The 16,167-nt window shown below is 62.3% G+C and carries 15 protein-coding genes; 4 read left to right on the top strand and 11 right to left on the bottom strand.

What is annotated here, in order from left to right; all coding sequences use genetic code 11:
- Positions 1–66: 66 nt before the first annotated feature.
- From AC1DJO_RS05295 to AC1DJO_RS05275, 5 genes are all read right to left on the bottom strand, one after another.
- A complete protein-coding gene (locus tag AC1DJO_RS05295; RefSeq protein ID WP_112388679.1) occupies positions 67–801 on the bottom strand; it encodes an aspartate/glutamate racemase family protein in 735 nt (244 codons plus the stop codon).
- Between the two features lies 1 nt (position 802).
- Positions 803–1,624, bottom strand: a complete 822-nt coding sequence (locus AC1DJO_RS05290; protein WP_112388680.1) for an ABC transporter permease — start codon at positions 1,622–1,624, stop codon at positions 803–805.
- 1 nt (position 1,625) lies between these two features.
- Positions 1,626–2,540: an ABC transporter permease gene (locus tag AC1DJO_RS05285; protein ID WP_112389032.1), complete on the bottom strand. Its 915-nt coding sequence runs from the start codon at positions 2,538–2,540 to the stop codon at positions 1,626–1,628.
- Positions 2,541–2,755: 215 nt separating this feature from the next.
- Complete coding sequence (locus AC1DJO_RS05280; protein WP_112388681.1) at positions 2,756–4,054, bottom strand: ABC transporter substrate-binding protein; 1,299 nt, start codon at positions 4,052–4,054, stop codon at positions 2,756–2,758.
- A gap of 29 nt (positions 4,055–4,083) precedes the next feature.
- Complete coding sequence (locus AC1DJO_RS05275) at positions 4,084–5,166, bottom strand: ABC transporter ATP-binding protein (RefSeq protein ID WP_112388682.1); 1,083 nt, start codon at positions 5,164–5,166, stop codon at positions 4,084–4,086.
- A 269-nt stretch (positions 5,167–5,435) separates the two neighbouring features.
- Between AC1DJO_RS05275 and AC1DJO_RS05270 the strand changes: the two genes are divergently transcribed.
- Positions 5,436–6,149 carry a GntR family transcriptional regulator gene (locus AC1DJO_RS05270; RefSeq protein WP_112388683.1) on the top strand — a complete coding sequence of 238 codons (714 nt, stop codon included), beginning with the start codon at positions 5,436–5,438 and terminating at the stop codon, positions 6,147–6,149.
- A gap of 147 nt (positions 6,150–6,296) precedes the next feature.
- The gene (locus AC1DJO_RS05265) at positions 6,297–7,658 is read left to right on the top strand and encodes an APC family permease (protein WP_477969494.1); all 1,362 of its coding nucleotides are present in this window, start codon (positions 6,297–6,299) and stop codon (positions 7,656–7,658) included.
- Here the strand turns inward: AC1DJO_RS05265 and AC1DJO_RS05260 are convergent.
- Genes AC1DJO_RS05260 through AC1DJO_RS05245 form a run of 4 tightly spaced genes read right to left on the bottom strand, consistent with a single transcriptional unit; the run spans position 7,655 to position 11,711 of the window.
- Entirely contained in the window at positions 7,655–8,497 is an 843-nt protein-coding gene (locus AC1DJO_RS05260) for an ABC transporter permease (RefSeq protein WP_112388685.1), read from the bottom strand. The genes AC1DJO_RS05265 and AC1DJO_RS05260 overlap by 4 nt on opposite strands.
- Positions 8,498–8,500: 3 nt before the next feature.
- A complete protein-coding gene (locus AC1DJO_RS05255; protein ID WP_112388686.1) occupies positions 8,501–9,382 on the bottom strand; it encodes an ABC transporter permease in 882 nt (293 codons plus the stop codon).
- A complete protein-coding gene (locus AC1DJO_RS05250) occupies positions 9,379–10,482 on the bottom strand; it encodes an ABC transporter ATP-binding protein (RefSeq protein ID WP_112388687.1) in 1,104 nt (367 codons plus the stop codon). Before AC1DJO_RS05250 ends, AC1DJO_RS05255 begins: the two co-directional genes overlap by 4 nt.
- A 53-nt stretch (positions 10,483–10,535) precedes the next feature.
- The gene (locus AC1DJO_RS05245; RefSeq protein WP_112388688.1) at positions 10,536–11,711 is read right to left on the bottom strand and encodes an extracellular solute-binding protein; all 1,176 of its coding nucleotides are present in this window, start codon (positions 11,709–11,711) and stop codon (positions 10,536–10,538) included.
- A gap of 207 nt (positions 11,712–11,918) precedes the next feature.
- On the opposite strand from AC1DJO_RS05245, the gene AC1DJO_RS05240 reads away from it, so the two are divergent.
- On the top strand, positions 11,919–12,641 hold the full coding sequence (locus AC1DJO_RS05240) for a GntR family transcriptional regulator (RefSeq protein WP_112388689.1): 723 nt from the start codon (positions 11,919–11,921) through the stop codon (positions 12,639–12,641).
- Positions 12,642–12,680: 39 nt separating this feature from the next.
- On the top strand, positions 12,681–13,868 hold the full coding sequence (gene uxuA / locus AC1DJO_RS05235; protein WP_112388690.1) for a mannonate dehydratase: 1,188 nt from the start codon (positions 12,681–12,683) through the stop codon (positions 13,866–13,868).
- 105 nt (positions 13,869–13,973) lie between these two features.
- Here uxuA and AC1DJO_RS05230 read toward each other — a convergent pair whose 3' ends face one another.
- Together AC1DJO_RS05230 and AC1DJO_RS05225 are read right to left on the bottom strand one after the other, a co-directional pair.
- Complete coding sequence (locus tag AC1DJO_RS05230; RefSeq protein ID WP_112388691.1) at positions 13,974–15,047, bottom strand: Gfo/Idh/MocA family protein; 1,074 nt, start codon at positions 15,045–15,047, stop codon at positions 13,974–13,976.
- Between the two features lie 11 nt (positions 15,048–15,058).
- A complete protein-coding gene (locus AC1DJO_RS05225) occupies positions 15,059–16,069 on the bottom strand; it encodes a Gfo/Idh/MocA family protein (RefSeq protein WP_112388692.1) in 1,011 nt (336 codons plus the stop codon).
- Positions 16,070–16,167: the final 98 nt, after the last annotated feature.

The following is a 16,167-nucleotide window of genomic DNA, read 5'->3' as shown; positions in this document are numbered from 1 at the left end:
AACGGAACCTGTCGAGGACAGAGTGAACGGCGAAGCCGTGATGGCGGCAAGGTGACGCGGCGAATGTCAGCCGGCAGGAGCGAATTGGCTCATGGCGCCGAGATAGGGTTTGGGAAGCGGTGAGGCATAGGAGCCGCGCTTGCTGGTCGACAAACCAAGCGATACCAGCGCCTCCGCCTGCTTGACCGCAGCCGCGACGCCATCGACGACGGGCACGCCGTAATGCGCCTGCAGCTCGCGGGCGAGATCGGTCATGCCGGCGCAGCCAAGCACGATCGCCTCGGCGCCGTCCTCTACAAGGGCGCGTTCAATCTCGGCCCGCAGCTTGCCGATCGCCCCGGATGCCTCGTTCTCCAGTTCGAGAACCGGAATGTCGGAGGCCCGCACCTTGGCACGGTCGCCCATGCCATAGCGGCGAACCAGATTGTCGATCAGCACCCGCGAACGCTCCAGCGTGGTGACCACAGTGAAGCGCTGGGCCAGAAAGCCGGCGGTGGCAACAGCGGATTCGCAAAGGCCGAGCACCGGGACGTCGCAGAAGCTGCGAGCCGCCTCCAGCCCGGTATCGTCGAAGCACGCGATGATGGCCGCATCATAGCCTTCCGCCTGCCTGTCCTTCAGCTCCGCGAGCAGCCCCGGCAGCGCCATGGCGCCGTCATAGTGGCCCTCGATCGAAACGGGCCCCATGCGCGACGTCGCGGTGATGATCTCCGTGCCTGCAGCAGCGACCGCGCGGGCTGCAACCGCGGCCTTCTCTGTCATCGAGGCCGTGGTATTCGGGTTTACCAATAGTATGCGCATGTTACCTGATCTTTGCCTGCCGGCGGCCAAGCATCATCATGATGCCGAGCGTGCCGAGGATGATGGTGAAGGAGAAGACCGTGGTGACCGTGCCCAGCGCATAGAGCACCGGCGTCGTGACATTGGTGGTCATCCCGTAGATTTCGAGCGGCAGCGTGTTGTAGCTGCCCGACGTCATCAGCGTGCGGGCGAATTCGTCATAGGAGAGCGTGAAACCGAACAGGCCGACGCCGATCAGGCTCGGCAGGATCATCGGCAGAACCACATGGCGGAAGGTCTGCCAGGAGGTGGCGCCAAGATCGCGAGCCGCCTCTTCATAGGCCGGCGAGAAGCGGTTGAAGACGGCAAACATGATCAGCACGCCGAAGGGCAGGGTCCAGGTCAGATGGGCGCCGAAGGCCGAGGAATACCAGGCGGGCTTCAGGCCGCTCTGCTGGAAGACCACGCCGATGCCGAGCGAGATGATGATCGAGGGCACAACGAGGCTGGCGACCGTTGCGTAGAACAGCGCCGTCGCGCCGCGGAATTTTCTGCGGAAGGCAAGGCCCGCCAGCAGCGAGACGACCACCGTGACGATCATCACCATCAGGCCGAGCGTGAAGGAGCGCTTGAACGACGCCCCGAAATCGCCGACCGCCTGCCTCTCGAACAGATTGGCGAACCAGTGCAGCGAAACGCCGTTCAGCGGGAAGGTCAGGCCGCCGTCCGGCCCCTGGAAGGACAGGATCAGGATCGCCGAAAGCGGCCCGTAGAGGAAAAGCACGAAGACGATGAAGAATGCCGTCAGCGCGTAGAATTCGAGGCCGCGTCTTTCACCGTTCATCTCAAAGCTCCTTGCGGATATCGACGACACGCAGGATCGCGGCGACCATGAGCAGCACGACGACCAGCAGCACGACGGCGTTGGCGGCGGCGGCCGGATATTGCAGCAGCGACATCTGGTTCTTCATCATCAGCGCCACCGAGGCGCTCTGGCCGCCGGACATGACCTGAACCGTCGAGAAATCGGCCATGACCAGCGTCACCACGAAGATCGAGCCGATGGCGATGCCGGGCTTTGCCAGCGGAATGACGACGTTCCAGAGGACCTGCCAGCCGGATGCGCCGGCATCGCGCGCCGCTTCGAACAGCGAGCGGTCGATGCGCATCAGCGTGTTGAAGATCGGGGTCACCATGAACAGCGTGTAGAGATGGACCATTGCAAGCACCACGGCGAAATCGGAATAGAGCAGCCATTCGATCGGCTGCGGCACGATGCCTGATGAGACGAGGGCGGAATTAACGAGACCGTTGCGGCCGAGCACCGGGATCCACGAGATCATGCGGATGATGTTGGACGTCATGAACGGCACGGTGCAGACGAGGAAGAGGATCATCTGCGTCGAGGTCTTGCGGATGTGAAAGGCCAGGAAATAGGCGACCCAGAAGCCGATGAACAGCGTCAGCGCCCAGACGATAACGGTGAATTTGAGGGTGTTGAGATAGGTCTTCCAGGTGACCCACGAGCCGAGCGTATCGGTGTAGTTCATGGTCAGGAAGGCCGGATAGAGCCCGGCGAAGTCGTAGTCCCAGAAGCTGACGACACCGATCATGGCGATCGGCAGGATGAAGAAGATGCCGAGGATGACGAAGAGTGGCACCGCCTGGAGATAGGAGATGGCGGCAAGCGGCATGCGGAAGCCGGTGCTGCGGACGCGGCCGATTTTCTCGTTTGTCTCTGCAGAAGCGATCGTCGCCATGTCTTCGGTCTCCATCTGATCTGGCCGGTGGGCTGCATCCCCACGGCCCTCATCCCTGTGCTTGTCACAGGGATCCAGCCGACGCGCGTCTGCGCGGCGAGAAGAATCTTTCAGCCCAAGGACTTGGGCTGGCTGGATTCCTGTGACGAGCACAGGAATGAGGGACATCGGTAGCCCCTCTCCCCGTCAAAGGGAGAAGGGCATTTGCAATCGCCTTAGGCAGCGATGAACTCGTTCCAGCGGCGGACCATGTAGCGGTCTTCGTCCATGACCGAGTTCCAGCAGGCGACGTGGCCCATGCGCTCCTCGAAGGAGCCGCCATCGCGCACCGCACCGGCCTTTTCCATGACCTTGCCGTCCGGGCCCTTGATGTCGCCCTTTGCAGCCTTGCCCTCGATCCAGTAGCCCCATTCGTCTTCCGACATGAACTTCTTGGCGGTGTCCATGCAGGCGGAATAGTAGCCCTGGCGGTTGAGGTAGCCGCCGACCCAACCGGACGTGTACCAGTTGATGTATTCGTAGGCGGCGTCGAGTTCCTTGCCCTTGAGGTGCGAGGCAAGGCCGAGACCGCCGCCCCACGAGCGGTAGCCTTCCTTGAGCGGCTGGAACTTGCAGGCGATGCCCTTGGAGCGGACGGCGGCGACGGCCGGCGACCACATCGACTGGATGACGACTTCGCCCGATGCCATCAGGTTGACGGACTCGTCGAAGCTCTTCCAGAAGGCGCGGAACTGGCCGTCGCCCTTGGTCTTGATCAGGAAGTCGATCGTCTTGTCGATCTCTTCCTTGGTCATGTTGCCCTTGTCGGCATATTTGATGTTGCCGGCCGCTTCCATGATCATCGCCGCATCCATGATGCCGATCGACGGAATGTTGAGGATCGAGGTCTTGCCCTTGAAAGCAGGATCGAGAATGTCGGCCCAGCTGGTGATATCGCGGCCGACGAGATCGGGACGGATGCCGAGCGTATCGGCATTGTAGATCGTCGGCATCATCGTGAAGAATTCGGTCTCGCTCTTGGCAAAGGTCTTGGCGTCCTTGGCCTCGACATAGCCGACGGTGTGCGGCGCCGTGCCCTGCGCGATGACGCTGTCAGCCTTCAGCTTGCCGGTCTTGAAGAGCGGTACGACCTGATCGTAATATTTCAGCTTCTTGGTTTCCATCGGCTGGATGACGCCGGTCGGATAGACCTTCTTCAGGATCCAGTATTCGATGTCGGCGATGTCGTAGCTGTCAGGCTGGGTAACGGCGCGCTGCGCTGCGGCATCGGAATCGGTCGCCGTCATCTCGAGCGTGATGCCGAGGTCGGCCTTGCACTTCTCGGCGATGTCGTTGAGGTTCGAAACGCCTGTGCCGAACTGGCGTAGCGTGATGTTGGACTGCGCCCAGATCGTCGGGAAGCCGGTGATCAGGCCCGAGCCTGCGGCAGCACCGATCGCCGCAGCGCCGGTCTTCAGAAGCGAACGGCGGGAAATCCCGGCCTCCGTGTTGGTTGTCGTCTTTTCAGTCGTCATGTCAGTTCCCCTTTTTTTGATGGCAAGGTTCATGCACGGCCAAGGAGGACGGCGTCCTCGAGGGCCCAACTCAGAGACACCGCATCGCCGACCGATACGGGTTTGGCGAAATAATCGCCGTCGCTCGCGATGACCGTGAAGTCGTCACTGCCCGCACCGATGACGGTGAGTTTCACCGTCGCGCCGCGATATTCGATGTTGGAAACGACGCCGCCGAAGCCGAGCGTCTTGTCGCTGGCCGCCTCAAGACGGACGCGATCGGTACGGATGCCGATATCGACGGCTTCGCCCACAAGCCTGCCGTCGCCGCGCACCGAGAAGGTCTGCCCCTCCGGCGCCTCGAGCACCAGCATGTCGTCCTTGACGGAGGTCACGCGGCCCGAGAGAACATTGTGGTCGCCCATGAAGCGGGCGACGAAAGCCGTCGCCGGACGCTCGAAGACCTCGCGCGGAGGCGCCGCCTGCTCGATCTTGCCGTCGTTCATGATGACGATCACATCGGCGAGCGCCATCGCCTCTTCCTGGCTGTGCGTCACATGCACGAAGGTGATGCCGAGCGTCTTCTGCAGCTTCTTGAGTTCAGCGCGCATGCGGATCTTCAGAAACGGGTCGAGCGCCGATAGCGGCTCGTCGAGCAGCAATGCTTCCGGATCGGTAATCAGGGCGCGGGCAAGCGCCACACGCTGCTGCTGGCCACCGGAGAGCTGCGCCGGCCGGCGCGTCGCATAGGCCTCCATCTGCATCAGCTTCAGCATCTCGAGCGCCTTGGCCCGGCGCTCGTCCTTCTCGACGCCCTTCATCTTCAGGCTGAAGGCGACGTTGTCGATCAGGTCGAGATGCGGAAACAGCGCGTAGGACTGGAACATCATCGCCGTGCCGCGCTTGGCGGGCGGAAAGTCGGTGACGACGGTATTGCCGAGGCGGACATCGCCGGAGGATATGCTCTCGTGACCGGCGATCATCCGCAATGTCGAGGTCTTGCCGCAACCGGATGGACCAAGGAAGCAGCAGTAGGATCCCGCCGGGATCTTGAGGCTGATGGCATGCACGGCCGTCGTGCTGCCATAGACCTTGGAAACGGATGCAATATCGATCTCTGCCGCTTTCGACATCATGTCTTCCCCTGTTCGAGTAAGACAATGCATCTGCCGTGCCAGTTTCTGCTGCACTGCGTCAAAGCCATGGGATTCAACGGAAAACAGGATTAGACTGGCTTAAGCGCAAATTAGAGGCAGTGAAAATTCTGCACAGGAAATAGGCTTTCGTCTGCAATTTACGCAGTATATCGTATACAATTTGATCGCCATTTTGCGCGCAAAATTCGTTTAACTTCTGATGCAAAGCTGGCTATCATTGCGGCTGTAATCAGGTACCCGTTTTCATGACTCCTTCAGCCAACGCGCTTTTGCAGGCAGACGATTCAGCCGACACCGGCACCCAGCAGATCCGCGATGCAATCCGCGACGCGATCGTCGAACGCCGGCTCGCGCCTGGAACGAAACTGTCGGAAGCCGATGTCGGCAATCTCTTCAATGTCAGCCGCACGCTGGCCCGCGCTGCGCTTCAGGCGCTCTCTTACGAGGGGCTCGTCAGCGTCGAGAAAAACCGCGGCGCCTTCGTTGCCTATCCCTCGCCAGATGAAGCGAAGCAGATCTTCGCGGCCCGCCGTCTCGTCGAACCGGGCATCCTGCGCGAGGCAGCCGCCCGCATCACGCCATCGCAGATCCAGCACCTCCGCCAGCTGCTGCAGGAAGAAGGACGCCTGATCAGCGAGCGCGGACAGACAGCGCGCCGGGCCGAAATCAAGGCTTCCGGCGACTTCCACCTGACGCTGGCATCGATATCGGGCAACGCCATCATGCAGCGCTTCATGGAAGAGCTGGTGGCCCGCTCATCCCTGGTCATCGCCCTCTACGGCCAGTCCGCCGTTTCCAGCTGCGGCCATTCCGAGCATGGCGACATCGTCACCGCCATCGAGGCCGGCGATCTCGACCGTGCCTGCCATCTGATGGTGCATCACATCTCCCATATCGAGGCCGACCTCGATCTTCGCGAGCGCAAGAGCTTCGGCCTGAAGGAAGCTTTTTCGATCTAGCCAAACGCCCTTCGGCGCCGTCGGTCGCTCTACCCGGCCGGGCGGATGCAGCACGCTCCCCGAGCAAATCCCTGCTTTTCTTCCGGAATTCCCGCTCTAGTTCCAAAAAGAGGAGCCGCTTGCGGCGGGGATGACGAGGAGCAACTGATGAGCGGAGCGCCGTTGAAAAGCTTGCCGGAGCAGCCGGAACTGCAACGGGTGATGGGACCGGGCCTGCTGCTGCTCTTCATCGTCGGCGATATTCTCGGCACCGGCATCTACGCGCTGACCGGCCAGGTCGCAGCCGAAGTCGGCGGGGTCGTCTGGCTGCCTTTCCTGATTGCTTTTGTGGTGGCGCTGCTGACGGCGCTCAGCTATCTCGAGCTGGTGACGAAATATCCGCGGGCGGCCGGCGCGGCGCTCTACACGCACAAGGCCTTCGGCGTCCACTTCCTGACATTCCTGATCGCCTTTGCCGTCATGTCCTCCGGCATCACCTCGGCATCGACAGCATCGCGCGCCTTTGCCGCCAATTTTTCCGAGGCCTTCGGCTTTGAATTCGGCGACTATGGCGTCACCTTTATTGCCGTCGCCTTCATCGCGCTAATCGCCGCCATCAACTTCCGCGGCGTCGGCGAAAGCGTGAAGCTCAACGTTGTCCTGACGATGGTCGAACTGACCGGCCTGCTGATCATTATCGGCATCGGATTCCGGGCGATTGCCGGTGGTGAGGGCGACGTATCACGCGCCTGGACCTTTCAGCCGAGCAGCGAGCACGGCGTGTTCTGGTCGGTCATCGCCGCCACGACGCTCGCCTTCTTCGCCATGGTCGGCTTCGAGGATTCCGTCAACATGGCCGAGGAATGCAAGGAGCCGAGCCGGATCTTCCCGAAGGTGCTGCTCGGCGGCCTGTTGATCACAGGCGTTATCTACGTGCTGGTTGCCATCTCGGCGATCACGCTGGTGCCTGCGGCCGAGCTCGGTGAAGGCGAGACGCCACTGCTGAAGGTGGTGCAGGCGGGCGCGCCGAACTTCCCGATCGGTATTTTCGGCATCATCACCATGTTCGCCGTCGCCAATTCGGCGCTGATCAACATGATGATGGCGAGCCGGCTGATCTACGGTATGAGCCGCGAAGAGGTCCTTCCGGCCGCTCTCGGCAAGGTTCATGCCGCGCGCCAGACGCCCTATATCGCCATTGGCTTTACGTCACTGCTGGCCGTCGGCCTGATCCTGTTTGCCGGCGGCGTGCCGGCGCTCGGCGGAACCACGGCTCTGCTGCTGCTCGGCGTCTTTGCCGTCGTCAATATCGCCGTGCTGGTGCTACGCCGCGACAAGGTCGATCACCCGCATTTCCGCACGCCGACCATCGTGCCGGTCCTCGGCGCGGCGACCTGCCTGTTCCTCGTCGGCCCCTGGACCGGCCGTGATCCGGTCCAGTACGTGATCGCCGCCTGCCTGATCGGCATCGGTGCGGTCCTCTGGTTCGCGACGATCGGCTTCATGCGAAGCGCGAACCAGAATGCCTAATGCGACGACTGTTGCTTGGCGCGGGCGACGATCTGCGTCGGATTGACGAACTGCAGGGCGATGATGAGCCAGAAGAGCGTCGTGATCATGTAGATCACCGCCATCGCATCGATCGACTGCGCGGCACGAACGCCGGAGGCAAACACTGCGTAATAGAGCGAGACGACCAGCGTCTGCGTCGTCGGCCCCGAGATCAGGAAGGTCAGCTCGAACATCGCGATGGTGCGAACCAGAACCAGAAGCAGCGCCGCCAGCATGCCGGGCAGAAGCAGCGGCAGCAGGATGCGGATGAAGAGGCTCGTGGTCCCCGCCCCGAACACCCGGGCCGCTGCTTCGATGCGCGGATCGATCTGTTCGATGAACGGGATCATCACCAGCACGACGAAGGGGAAAGACGGCACGAGGTTGATCAGCACGAGGCCCCAGAACGTACCGCCGAGGCCGAGCTGATAGAGCACGGTCGCAAGCGGAATGCCGTAGGTCAAAGGCGGGATCAGCAGCGGCAGCAGGAAGAGCAGAACGATCAGCTTCTTGCCGGGGAAGTCGCGACGGGCCAGCGCATAGGCCGTCAGCACCCCGAGAATGCCCGAGATCACCGTGACCGTGAAGACGATCTGGAAGGTGACGAGCACGACGCTCGATAGCTGGAATTCCTTCCAGGCGCTGAAATACCAGCGCGTCGTCCAGCCCGCCGGCAGCCATGTGCCGAGCCAGCGCGTCGAGAAGGAATTGATGATGACGACGGCGATGACGGCCAAGAGGTTGAGGATGAACAGTCCTGCAACGGCCCAGACGGCGAAGCGCCAGATTTTCGATGTGAGGCCCTGGTCACGGATCATGGCTCAGCCTTTCGTGCCGCCGGCAGGGCCGCGATAGAAGAACGAGCGGCAGGCGAGAACCGCCACCACGACGACAAGCTCGACAGCCCCCATGATGAGCGCGATCGCCGAGCCCAGTGAATGGTCATATTGCTCGAAGGCAGCCTGATAGGCCGCGATCGAGATGACGCGCGTCGGCCCGGCCGGCGCACCGAGCAGAACCGCCGAGGGGAAGACGGCAAAGGCCTGCACAAATGCCAGGCAAAAGGTGACGGCGAGGCCCGGCACCAGAAGCGGCAGGAAGACGCGGAAGAAGCGCTTGCGCGGACCGGCCCCCAGCGTTGCCGCCGCCTGCTCGATCGCCGGATCGATGCCGGTGATGTAGGAGAGCGTCAGCAGGAAGGCGAAGGGAAAGCCGGTGATCAGCAGCGAGGCGAAGACGCCCCAGTAGTTGTTGGTCAGCTTGACCGGCGCATCAAGGATGCCGATCAGCAGCAGCGTCTGATTGAACCAGCCGCGCGGGCCGAGGAACGTCAGCAGGCCATCGGCGACGAAGACCGTTCCAAGCGTGATCGGCAGCACCAGGATCGTCGTCAGCAGGCGCTGGCGCCGCATCAGCCGGACGCGGAACGCGATTGGCACGGCGAGCGCCAGATTGAGGATGGTGACAGGCAACGCCAGCCACATCGTAGCGCCGATGGTGTTGTACTGGAAGGGATCGCTGAAGAACTTGGCGTAATTCGCATACCACGCGCCGCCATCCTTCGGCGTCAGCGAATCCACCACGCCATAGAAGAAGGGATAGACGAACAACGCGAGCATGAAGATCAGGCCCGGCAGCACCAGCATCGTCGTGCCGTCGAGCCCGCGGACCGCAAGCCGGGTGCGAAGCGATGGCCCGCTCATGCAGCCGTTTCCTTGAAGAGTAGCGCCCGCCCTGCAGCCGGCTGCAGGAAGGTCGCAGCACCGCGCGGCAGCACATCGTCGGAGCGGAAATAAAGATCGGAGCCGTCAGCGGATTTAGCCAGGCCGAAGAAGGCGCGGCCGCGATATTCCATGCTGCTGACGGTGGCGGGAATGCCATCGCCGGCGACCGCGACCAGATCTTCGGGGCGCACGGAAAGCACCGCGGCATCGCCCACCTGAAGCGGCGTGCGCATCGTGCCGGTCAGCCGCGCCGGGCCAACCTCGATCTGCGCCTCGTCACCCGACACCGAGGTGACGCGGCCGCGGATACGGGTGCGGAAGCCCATGAAATCGGCGACGTTCAGATTGACCGGGCGCTGGTAGAGATCCTGCGGCGTGCCGATCTGCTCGATATGGCCCTGGCTCATGACGACGATGCGATCGGCCAGCGATAGCGCCTCGTCCTGGTCGTGCGTCACGTAAATTGTCGTCGAGCCGATCTGGTCGTGAATGCCGCGGATTTCGGCGCGCATTTCAAGACGGAGCTTGGCGTCGAGATTGGATAGCGGCTCGTCCATCAAGACGATCGGCGGACGGATGACGACGGCACGCGCAATCGCAACACGCTGCTGCTGGCCGCCGGAGAGCTGGCCGGGCAGCTTGTCTGCCTGGCTTTCGAGCCGGACGAGCGCCAGCGCATCGTTGATCCGCTTGTCCGCTTCCGGCCCCTTGATGCCCTGCATCGCCAGACCGAAGCCGACATTCTTGCGCACGCTCATATGCGGGAAGAGCGCGTAGCTCTGGAACACCATGCCGAAGCCGCGCTTTTCGGGCTCCAGCTGGTCGATACGGCCGCCGCCGAGACGGATTTCACCGCCCGAGAGTGCCAGCAGCCCGGCGATACAGTTGAGCGCCGTCGACTTGCCGCAGCCCGACGGGCCGAGCAGTGCGATGAACTCGCCGGGTTCGATCGCAAGATCGATACCGTCGAGCGCGTTATAGGCGCCGAACGAGCGGCGGAGACCATCAAGCTCGAGACGGGCTTTGTTGCGCGACGACGGCGCTGCGTTCTGGGCGGGCGCGTTCAATCGAAACTCCATATATATCGAGGCAATGAGGGCGCCGGCCCTATGACCGGCGCCATGGATTGCGATCAGCCCTTCTTGGCGCCGATCTTTTCGTCCCAGATGCGGAAGGCTTCGACGAGCTGCTTGGGCTCGAGCGGCACTTCCAGCGGGTTGCTGGCGATCCAGTCGGCATATTCAGGACGGCCGAATTCCTTGATCACGTCCTGGCTTTCCTGCGGCGCCATGTCGATGGTGACATCCTTGACGGCCGGACCCGGATAGAAATAGCCGGCGTCATAGGCGATCGCCTGCTGCTTCGGCTGCAGGATGTAGTTCAGCACATCCATCAGCACCGCGATCTTCTCGTCCGATACGCCCTTCGGGATGACCGCATAATGCGCGTCGGTGACCCAATGGAAGCCGTCGAGCTTCTGCACCTTGGCTTCGGCGGGAACGATGCCGAGGGCGCGCGGGTTGATGTCCCAGCCCGTCGTCGTGGCCACGATGTCACGGGTACCTTCGCCGAGTTCCTTGAACACCACGGCGGTGCCGGTCGGGTAGTATTCGATGTTCTCGCCGAGAGCGGCCAGATATTCCCAGGTCTTCGTCCAGCCCTTGGCGGGATCACGCGGATCGCTGTCGCCGAGAAGGTACGGAAGACCCATCAGCAGCGTGCGGCCGGGGCCGGAATTGGCAGGGCGGGCGTAGAGGAACTTGTTCTTGTTCTGCTTCGTCCAGTCGAGCAGCTCCTGCGCCGTCTTTGGCGGCGTCGCCACCTTGTCCGGCATGTATTCGATCAGCGGGCCGGACGGGTAGTAGGTGATGACGACACCCTGATCCTTGGCAAGGCCCTGCATCTTGAAGGCCTGCGGCTGCAGGGTGCTTTCAAGATTGGGAAGCTCGGATTTATGCGCGCCGAGATCGATCCAGAGACCCTGGTCGACACCAGCCGAAAGCGCGTCGGTGCCGGTCAGCACAAGATCGATATCGACCTTGCCTGCCGCCTGCTGCGCCTTGATCTTGCCGGGCAGTTCCGGGGCCGGCGCCTTGGTGAAGGCGAAGCTCGACACCCAGTCGGCCTTTTCGGCGGCATAGGCTTCGAACATGCCCTGCGTCAGCGCAAGATTGCCGGCAACGTCGGCGATGGTGATCGTCACCGGGCTCGCCGGCTTCTTCGCCTGGGCAAACAGATGGCTGGGCAGCATGCCGGCAACGGCAACGCCCGCGGCGGTACTCACGAATGTTCTGCGCGTAATGTTCATGGGTGTCTCCTCCTCTTGTGCGGCGTCTGCGGACGAGCCCAGACAGCCTGCTCTCCCGTGATCTGCCAGGCGAGATCAAAACGCCGGCCAACCGCCGAAAAGCGGTTGAAAGCCTTGCAAAGCGACCGCTCCTCATCGGCAAGCCTTGGCAATGGATGAGGATTGATATACTAGTATGCACAACAGAGTCAACGTGCAGGAAATAGCATGCGGCAGGCATCCGGCTCCGAAGCGATCGACTTTCCGCCCGCAGTGGAAAGACCGGCGAAGCTACGCCGTGTGACAACGGCCGATGCCATTTTCAACCAGCTCTACGCCGACATCGTCTCACTGCGCATGCCGCCCGGCATGGCCCTCCAGGAAAAGAAGATCGCCGAAGAATTCGGTGTCAGCCGTACCCCGGTGCGCGAGGCACTGCTGCGGCTTGCCGAAGGCGGGCTCGTCGATATCTACCCGCAGTCGGGCACTGTCGTTTCCCGGGTTCCCGTTTCGGCCATTCCCGAAGCCGTTGTCGTGCGCAAGGCGCTGGAAACGACGACCATCGAAGCCGCGACGCGCAACGCAACACCCGCCGATATCGAGCGGCTCGATATGATCATCAGCAGGCAGAAATCGCTGGCTTCGCTGGGCGACACATCAGGCTTTCACGAGGAAGACGAAGCCTTCCATGAGGCGATCACCCGGATTGCCGGCTATCCCGGTATCTGGACGATCCTGAAGACCGTGAAAGTGCAGATCGACCGCGCCCGCCGCCTGACGCTGCCGGCGCTGGGGCGCATGGACAATGTGGTGCGCGAGCATATCGTCATCCGCGATGCGATCGCCAGTCATGACGTCGATGCTGCCCGCGAGGCGATCCTGCATCACCTCAGCGCCGTCATCCCAGATGTGGTGGAGCTGCGCACCCGCTATCCCGATTATTTCTGCTAGAAGCCAAAAATATAGAAGCGACTGACGAGGAGGAAATCGATGCGGCAAGGATGGAGATGGTTTGGGCCCGAAGCCCCGGTGACACTGGACGAGGTGCGCCAGACCGGCGCCACCAACATTGTCTCTTCGCTGCACCAGGTCCCAATCGGCCGCGCCTGGACGGAAAAGGAAGTCTCCGAGCGCAAGTCGATGATCGAGACGACACCCGCCGGGCGTTCGCCGCTCGTCTGGTCCGTCGTCGAAAGCATCCCGATCCCCGATGCCGTCAAGCGCAAGGGCGGCAAGGCGAAGGCCGAGATCGAGGCCTGGATCGCCAGCCTCGAAGCGGTCGCAGCCAACGATATCCCGATCGTCTGCTACAATTTTATGCCGGTCGTCGACTGGACCCGTACCGAACTCGACTACATCACGCCGACAGGCGCCACCGCCATGCGCTTCGACCACGAGCGCTTTGCAGCTTTCGATCTCTTCGTGCTGCAGCGCCAGAGCGCCGGAAACGATTACTCGGCTGAAGACCAGCAGCGGGCACGCGAGGTCTATGACGAGATGAGCGAGGAAGAGATCTCCGAGATCACCCGCATCATCACCTCCGCCCTGCCGGGCTCCACGACCGAGCCGCTGACCATCCCCGGCTTTCGCGACAAGCTATCGAGCTATGCCGGCATCGATGCCGCGAAGCTTCGCCAGCATCTGATCGAATTCCTGCAGGCCGTGACGCCGGCTGCCGAAGCGCGTGGCGTCAAGCTGACGCTGCATCCGGACGATCCGCCACGCTCGCTCTTCGGCCTGCCGCGTATCGCCTCGAATGCCGAGGATTATGCGGCGCTCTTCGACGCCGTGCCCTCGCCTGCAAACGGTATGTGCTATTGCACCGGCAGCCTTGGCGTCCGCGCCGAAAACGATATGCCCGCGATCGCAAGGCGTTTCGCCTCGCGCATCTATTTCGCCCACCTGCGCGCCACCAAGCGCGAAGGAGACGGCCGCACTTTCCACGAAAGCGCCCATCTGGAGGGCGATGTCGACATGGTCGCAGTGCTGAAGGAACTCGTTGCCGAAGACAGCAAGCGTAGCGCCAAGGACGAGATCGTCTTCCGCTCCGACCACGGCCACCGCATGCTCGACGACCTCAACAAGACCGTCACGCCCGGCTATCCGGCGATCGGCCGCATGCGCGGCCTGGCAGAGCTGCGCGGGATCCTCTACGCGCTGGGGTCTATCCCGTCGTAGGACTTGCGAGGGCCGCATCTTGCGATCTTGCCCTCGCCAATACCCTCATCTTTTTGCCCTCAGGGCTGCGCCCACGGGATGTCACAGAGATGGGGGTGGATCGAACTACCCTTCCGGCAGCCAGGAACGATAAAGCGGATGCTCCGCCGTGATCGGCAGCGGAGTCGGCTTACCGGTTCGTTGCGAGTCATAGGCTGCTGTCACCAGTTCCAGAGAATTGCGCGCGTCCTGCAGCGTCACCGGCGGCTCCGTGCCATCAGTGATTGCCTGATGGAACAGCTCGAACTGGCGGGTATAGCCGTCTTCCTTGACCTCGTAACCTGCAAGGGCGTCATCGACACGCTTCTGATGTTCCTCGGTCCCGGCGATGAAAGTCCAGGGATCGCGGCCCATCGTATAGGGCTCCAGAATGCTTTCGGCGACGACATCGTGGAAGCAGAAGCGCAGCCGCGAGATTTCCTTGCGCGACCCCAGCGTCATCGACAGCGCCGCCAGCGAGCCGTTCTGCATCTTCACCGAAATGGCCGACGTGTCCTCGACCTCGATCGGATTGACCAGCGTCGCGCCATAGGAAAACACCTCGGCGCAAGCGCCGTGCACATAGTTCAGCATATCGTGCGCGTGGATGGCGTGGCCGAGAAGCCCGCCGCCGAGCTCGCTCTTCCATTTGCCGCGCCATGGAACGGCATAATAATCCGGGCCGCGCCACCAATGCGTTTCAATCGTCGTCAGGAACGGGCGTCCGGTAAGGCCGAGTTCGATCAGCCGCTTCAGCTTCTGCAGGCCGGAACCGTAGCGATACTGGAAGATCGGCATCAGCATCTTGCCGCCGGCGCGCGCGACGATCCCGGTCATCTCGTCGACCTCGGCGATCGAACCGAACAGCGGCTTCTCGCAGATCACATGCTTGCCTGACTCTATTGCCTTCTTGCAGAGCGCGAAATGCGTGTCCGGCGGCGTGCAGATGTCGATGACATCGAGGTCATCGCGGGCAAAAAGCGTATCGGCATCCTGCGTATATTCGCCGATGCCGTGGGTCGCGCAGAGTTCGCGCCCGCGCTCCTCGTCCAGCGAGCAGAGGACAGGCACTTCGAACAAATCCTTGTTCCAGTCGAAGCCCGCAAGATGCCGGGCAGCGATACCGGCTCCGATCACGCCGACGCGCAATTTCTGTGTCATGGCAGGCTCTCCTATCGTCCGCCGAGCCTGACGGCATTGGTCTGCGCCTCCAGCGACAGCCGGCAGACTTCATAGACATGGGTCTGCAGCATCGCGGTCTCGCTGCGATCGCGCACATCGGCGCTGAAGGCGTCGAAATAGTCGAGTTTCTCATCGCTGCAGTCGATGTGGATGTTTTCCTTGCCGTTGACCAGGAAGAGATGGTCCTTGCCGGGACGCCCGGAAATATCGATGTACTTGCGCAGCTCCATATAGCCTTCGGTGCCGAGGATGGTCAGACGGCCATCGCCCCAGGTGCCAAGCCCTTCGGGTGTGAACCAATCGACGCGGACATAGCCTGACCCCCGGTCGGAGCGCAGCAGCACTTCGCCGAAATCCTCGAATTTCGGCTTATCGGGCATGCCGAAATTACCGATCGAGCTGGCCACGACCTCGCCCGTGGTCGAGCCTGTGTAAAACAGGAACTGGTCGACCTGATGCGAAGCGATATCGACAATGATGCCGCCAAAGGCTTCCGGATCGAAGAACCAGTCCGGCCGTGTCGGCAGCTGCAGCTTGTGCGGTCCCATGCCAATCGTCTGAATGACCTTGCCGATCCGGCCTTCCTTGACCAGCTTTCCCGCCTTGACGGCGGAGCGAACGCAATGGCGCTCGGAAAAGCAGATCGAGAAGATGCGGCCGGTCTCGGCAACCGTCTTCTTCACCTCTTCAAGCTGGGCGAAGGTGGTGACGCCCGGCTTGTCGGTCATCACGTCCTTCCCCGCCTTCATGGCGCGGATCGCAAGGCCTGCACGGTCACGCGGGATGGCGGCGATGCAGATGACATCGATCGACGGATCGGCAAACAGCTGCTCGCGATCGATCTGCGGGGTATCCGGGTAGGTTTTCTCGAAGTTTTCGCGCAGCGCCGGAACCGAGGTTTTCGGGCAGTAGCCAACGAATTCTCCGCCGGCCGCAAGCAATCCTTTGACGTGATCGAACGTGTGCCCATGATCGATCCCGATGACCGCAAATCTCAACATCTCGAAATAATCCTCCTGCTTGCACGGCGCGCCGCGACCCGCCCGCTCCTCTTGTAACCATTCAGATACTTGCGCCAATTCTGTGTCAAGCGATGTTT

This window comes from Rhizobium sp. 05N430 (assembly GCF_056396985.1).
Note: the sequence above shows the minus strand (reverse complement) of the source record. Positions and strands in the feature narration are given on the sequence as shown.

What these genes read in the sequence shown, in the direction of transcription:
- AC1DJO_RS05250 (WP_112388687.1), bottom strand. Translation starts at nt 10,482, where the DNA reads ATGGAGTTTCGATTGAACGCGCCCGCCCAGAACGCAGCGCCGTCGTCG.
- AC1DJO_RS05230 (WP_112388691.1), bottom strand. Translation starts at nt 15,047, where the DNA reads ATGACACAGAAATTGCGCGTCGGCGTGATCGGAGCCGGTATCGCTGCC.
- AC1DJO_RS05280 (WP_112388681.1), bottom strand. Translation starts at nt 4,054, where the DNA reads ATGACGACTGAAAAGACGACAACCAACACGGAGGCCGGGATTTCCCGC.
- AC1DJO_RS05270 (WP_112388683.1), top strand. Translation starts at nt 5,436, where the DNA reads ATGACTCCTTCAGCCAACGCGCTTTTGCAGGCAGACGATTCAGCCGAC.
- AC1DJO_RS05275 (WP_112388682.1), bottom strand. Translation starts at nt 5,166, where the DNA reads ATGTCGAAAGCGGCAGAGATCGATATTGCATCCGTTTCCAAGGTCTAT.
- AC1DJO_RS05265 (WP_477969494.1), top strand. Translation starts at nt 6,297, where the DNA reads ATGAGCGGAGCGCCGTTGAAAAGCTTGCCGGAGCAGCCGGAACTGCAA.
- AC1DJO_RS05255 (WP_112388686.1), bottom strand. Translation starts at nt 9,382, where the DNA reads ATGAGCGGGCCATCGCTTCGCACCCGGCTTGCGGTCCGCGGGCTCGAC.
- AC1DJO_RS05240 (WP_112388689.1), top strand. Translation starts at nt 11,919, where the DNA reads ATGCGGCAGGCATCCGGCTCCGAAGCGATCGACTTTCCGCCCGCAGTG.
- AC1DJO_RS05245 (WP_112388688.1), bottom strand. Translation starts at nt 11,711, where the DNA reads ATGAACATTACGCGCAGAACATTCGTGAGTACCGCCGCGGGCGTTGCC.
- AC1DJO_RS05295 (WP_112388679.1), bottom strand. Translation starts at nt 801, where the DNA reads ATGCGCATACTATTGGTAAACCCGAATACCACGGCCTCGATGACAGAG.
- AC1DJO_RS05290 (WP_112388680.1), bottom strand. Translation starts at nt 1,624, where the DNA reads ATGAACGGTGAAAGACGCGGCCTCGAATTCTACGCGCTGACGGCATTC.
- AC1DJO_RS05260 (WP_112388685.1), bottom strand. Translation starts at nt 8,497, where the DNA reads ATGATCCGTGACCAGGGCCTCACATCGAAAATCTGGCGCTTCGCCGTC.
- uxuA (WP_112388690.1), top strand. Translation starts at nt 12,681, where the DNA reads ATGCGGCAAGGATGGAGATGGTTTGGGCCCGAAGCCCCGGTGACACTG.
- AC1DJO_RS05225 (WP_112388692.1), bottom strand. Translation starts at nt 16,069, where the DNA reads ATGTTGAGATTTGCGGTCATCGGGATCGATCATGGGCACACGTTCGAT.
- AC1DJO_RS05285 (WP_112389032.1), bottom strand. Translation starts at nt 2,540, where the DNA reads ATGGCGACGATCGCTTCTGCAGAGACAAACGAGAAAATCGGCCGCGTC.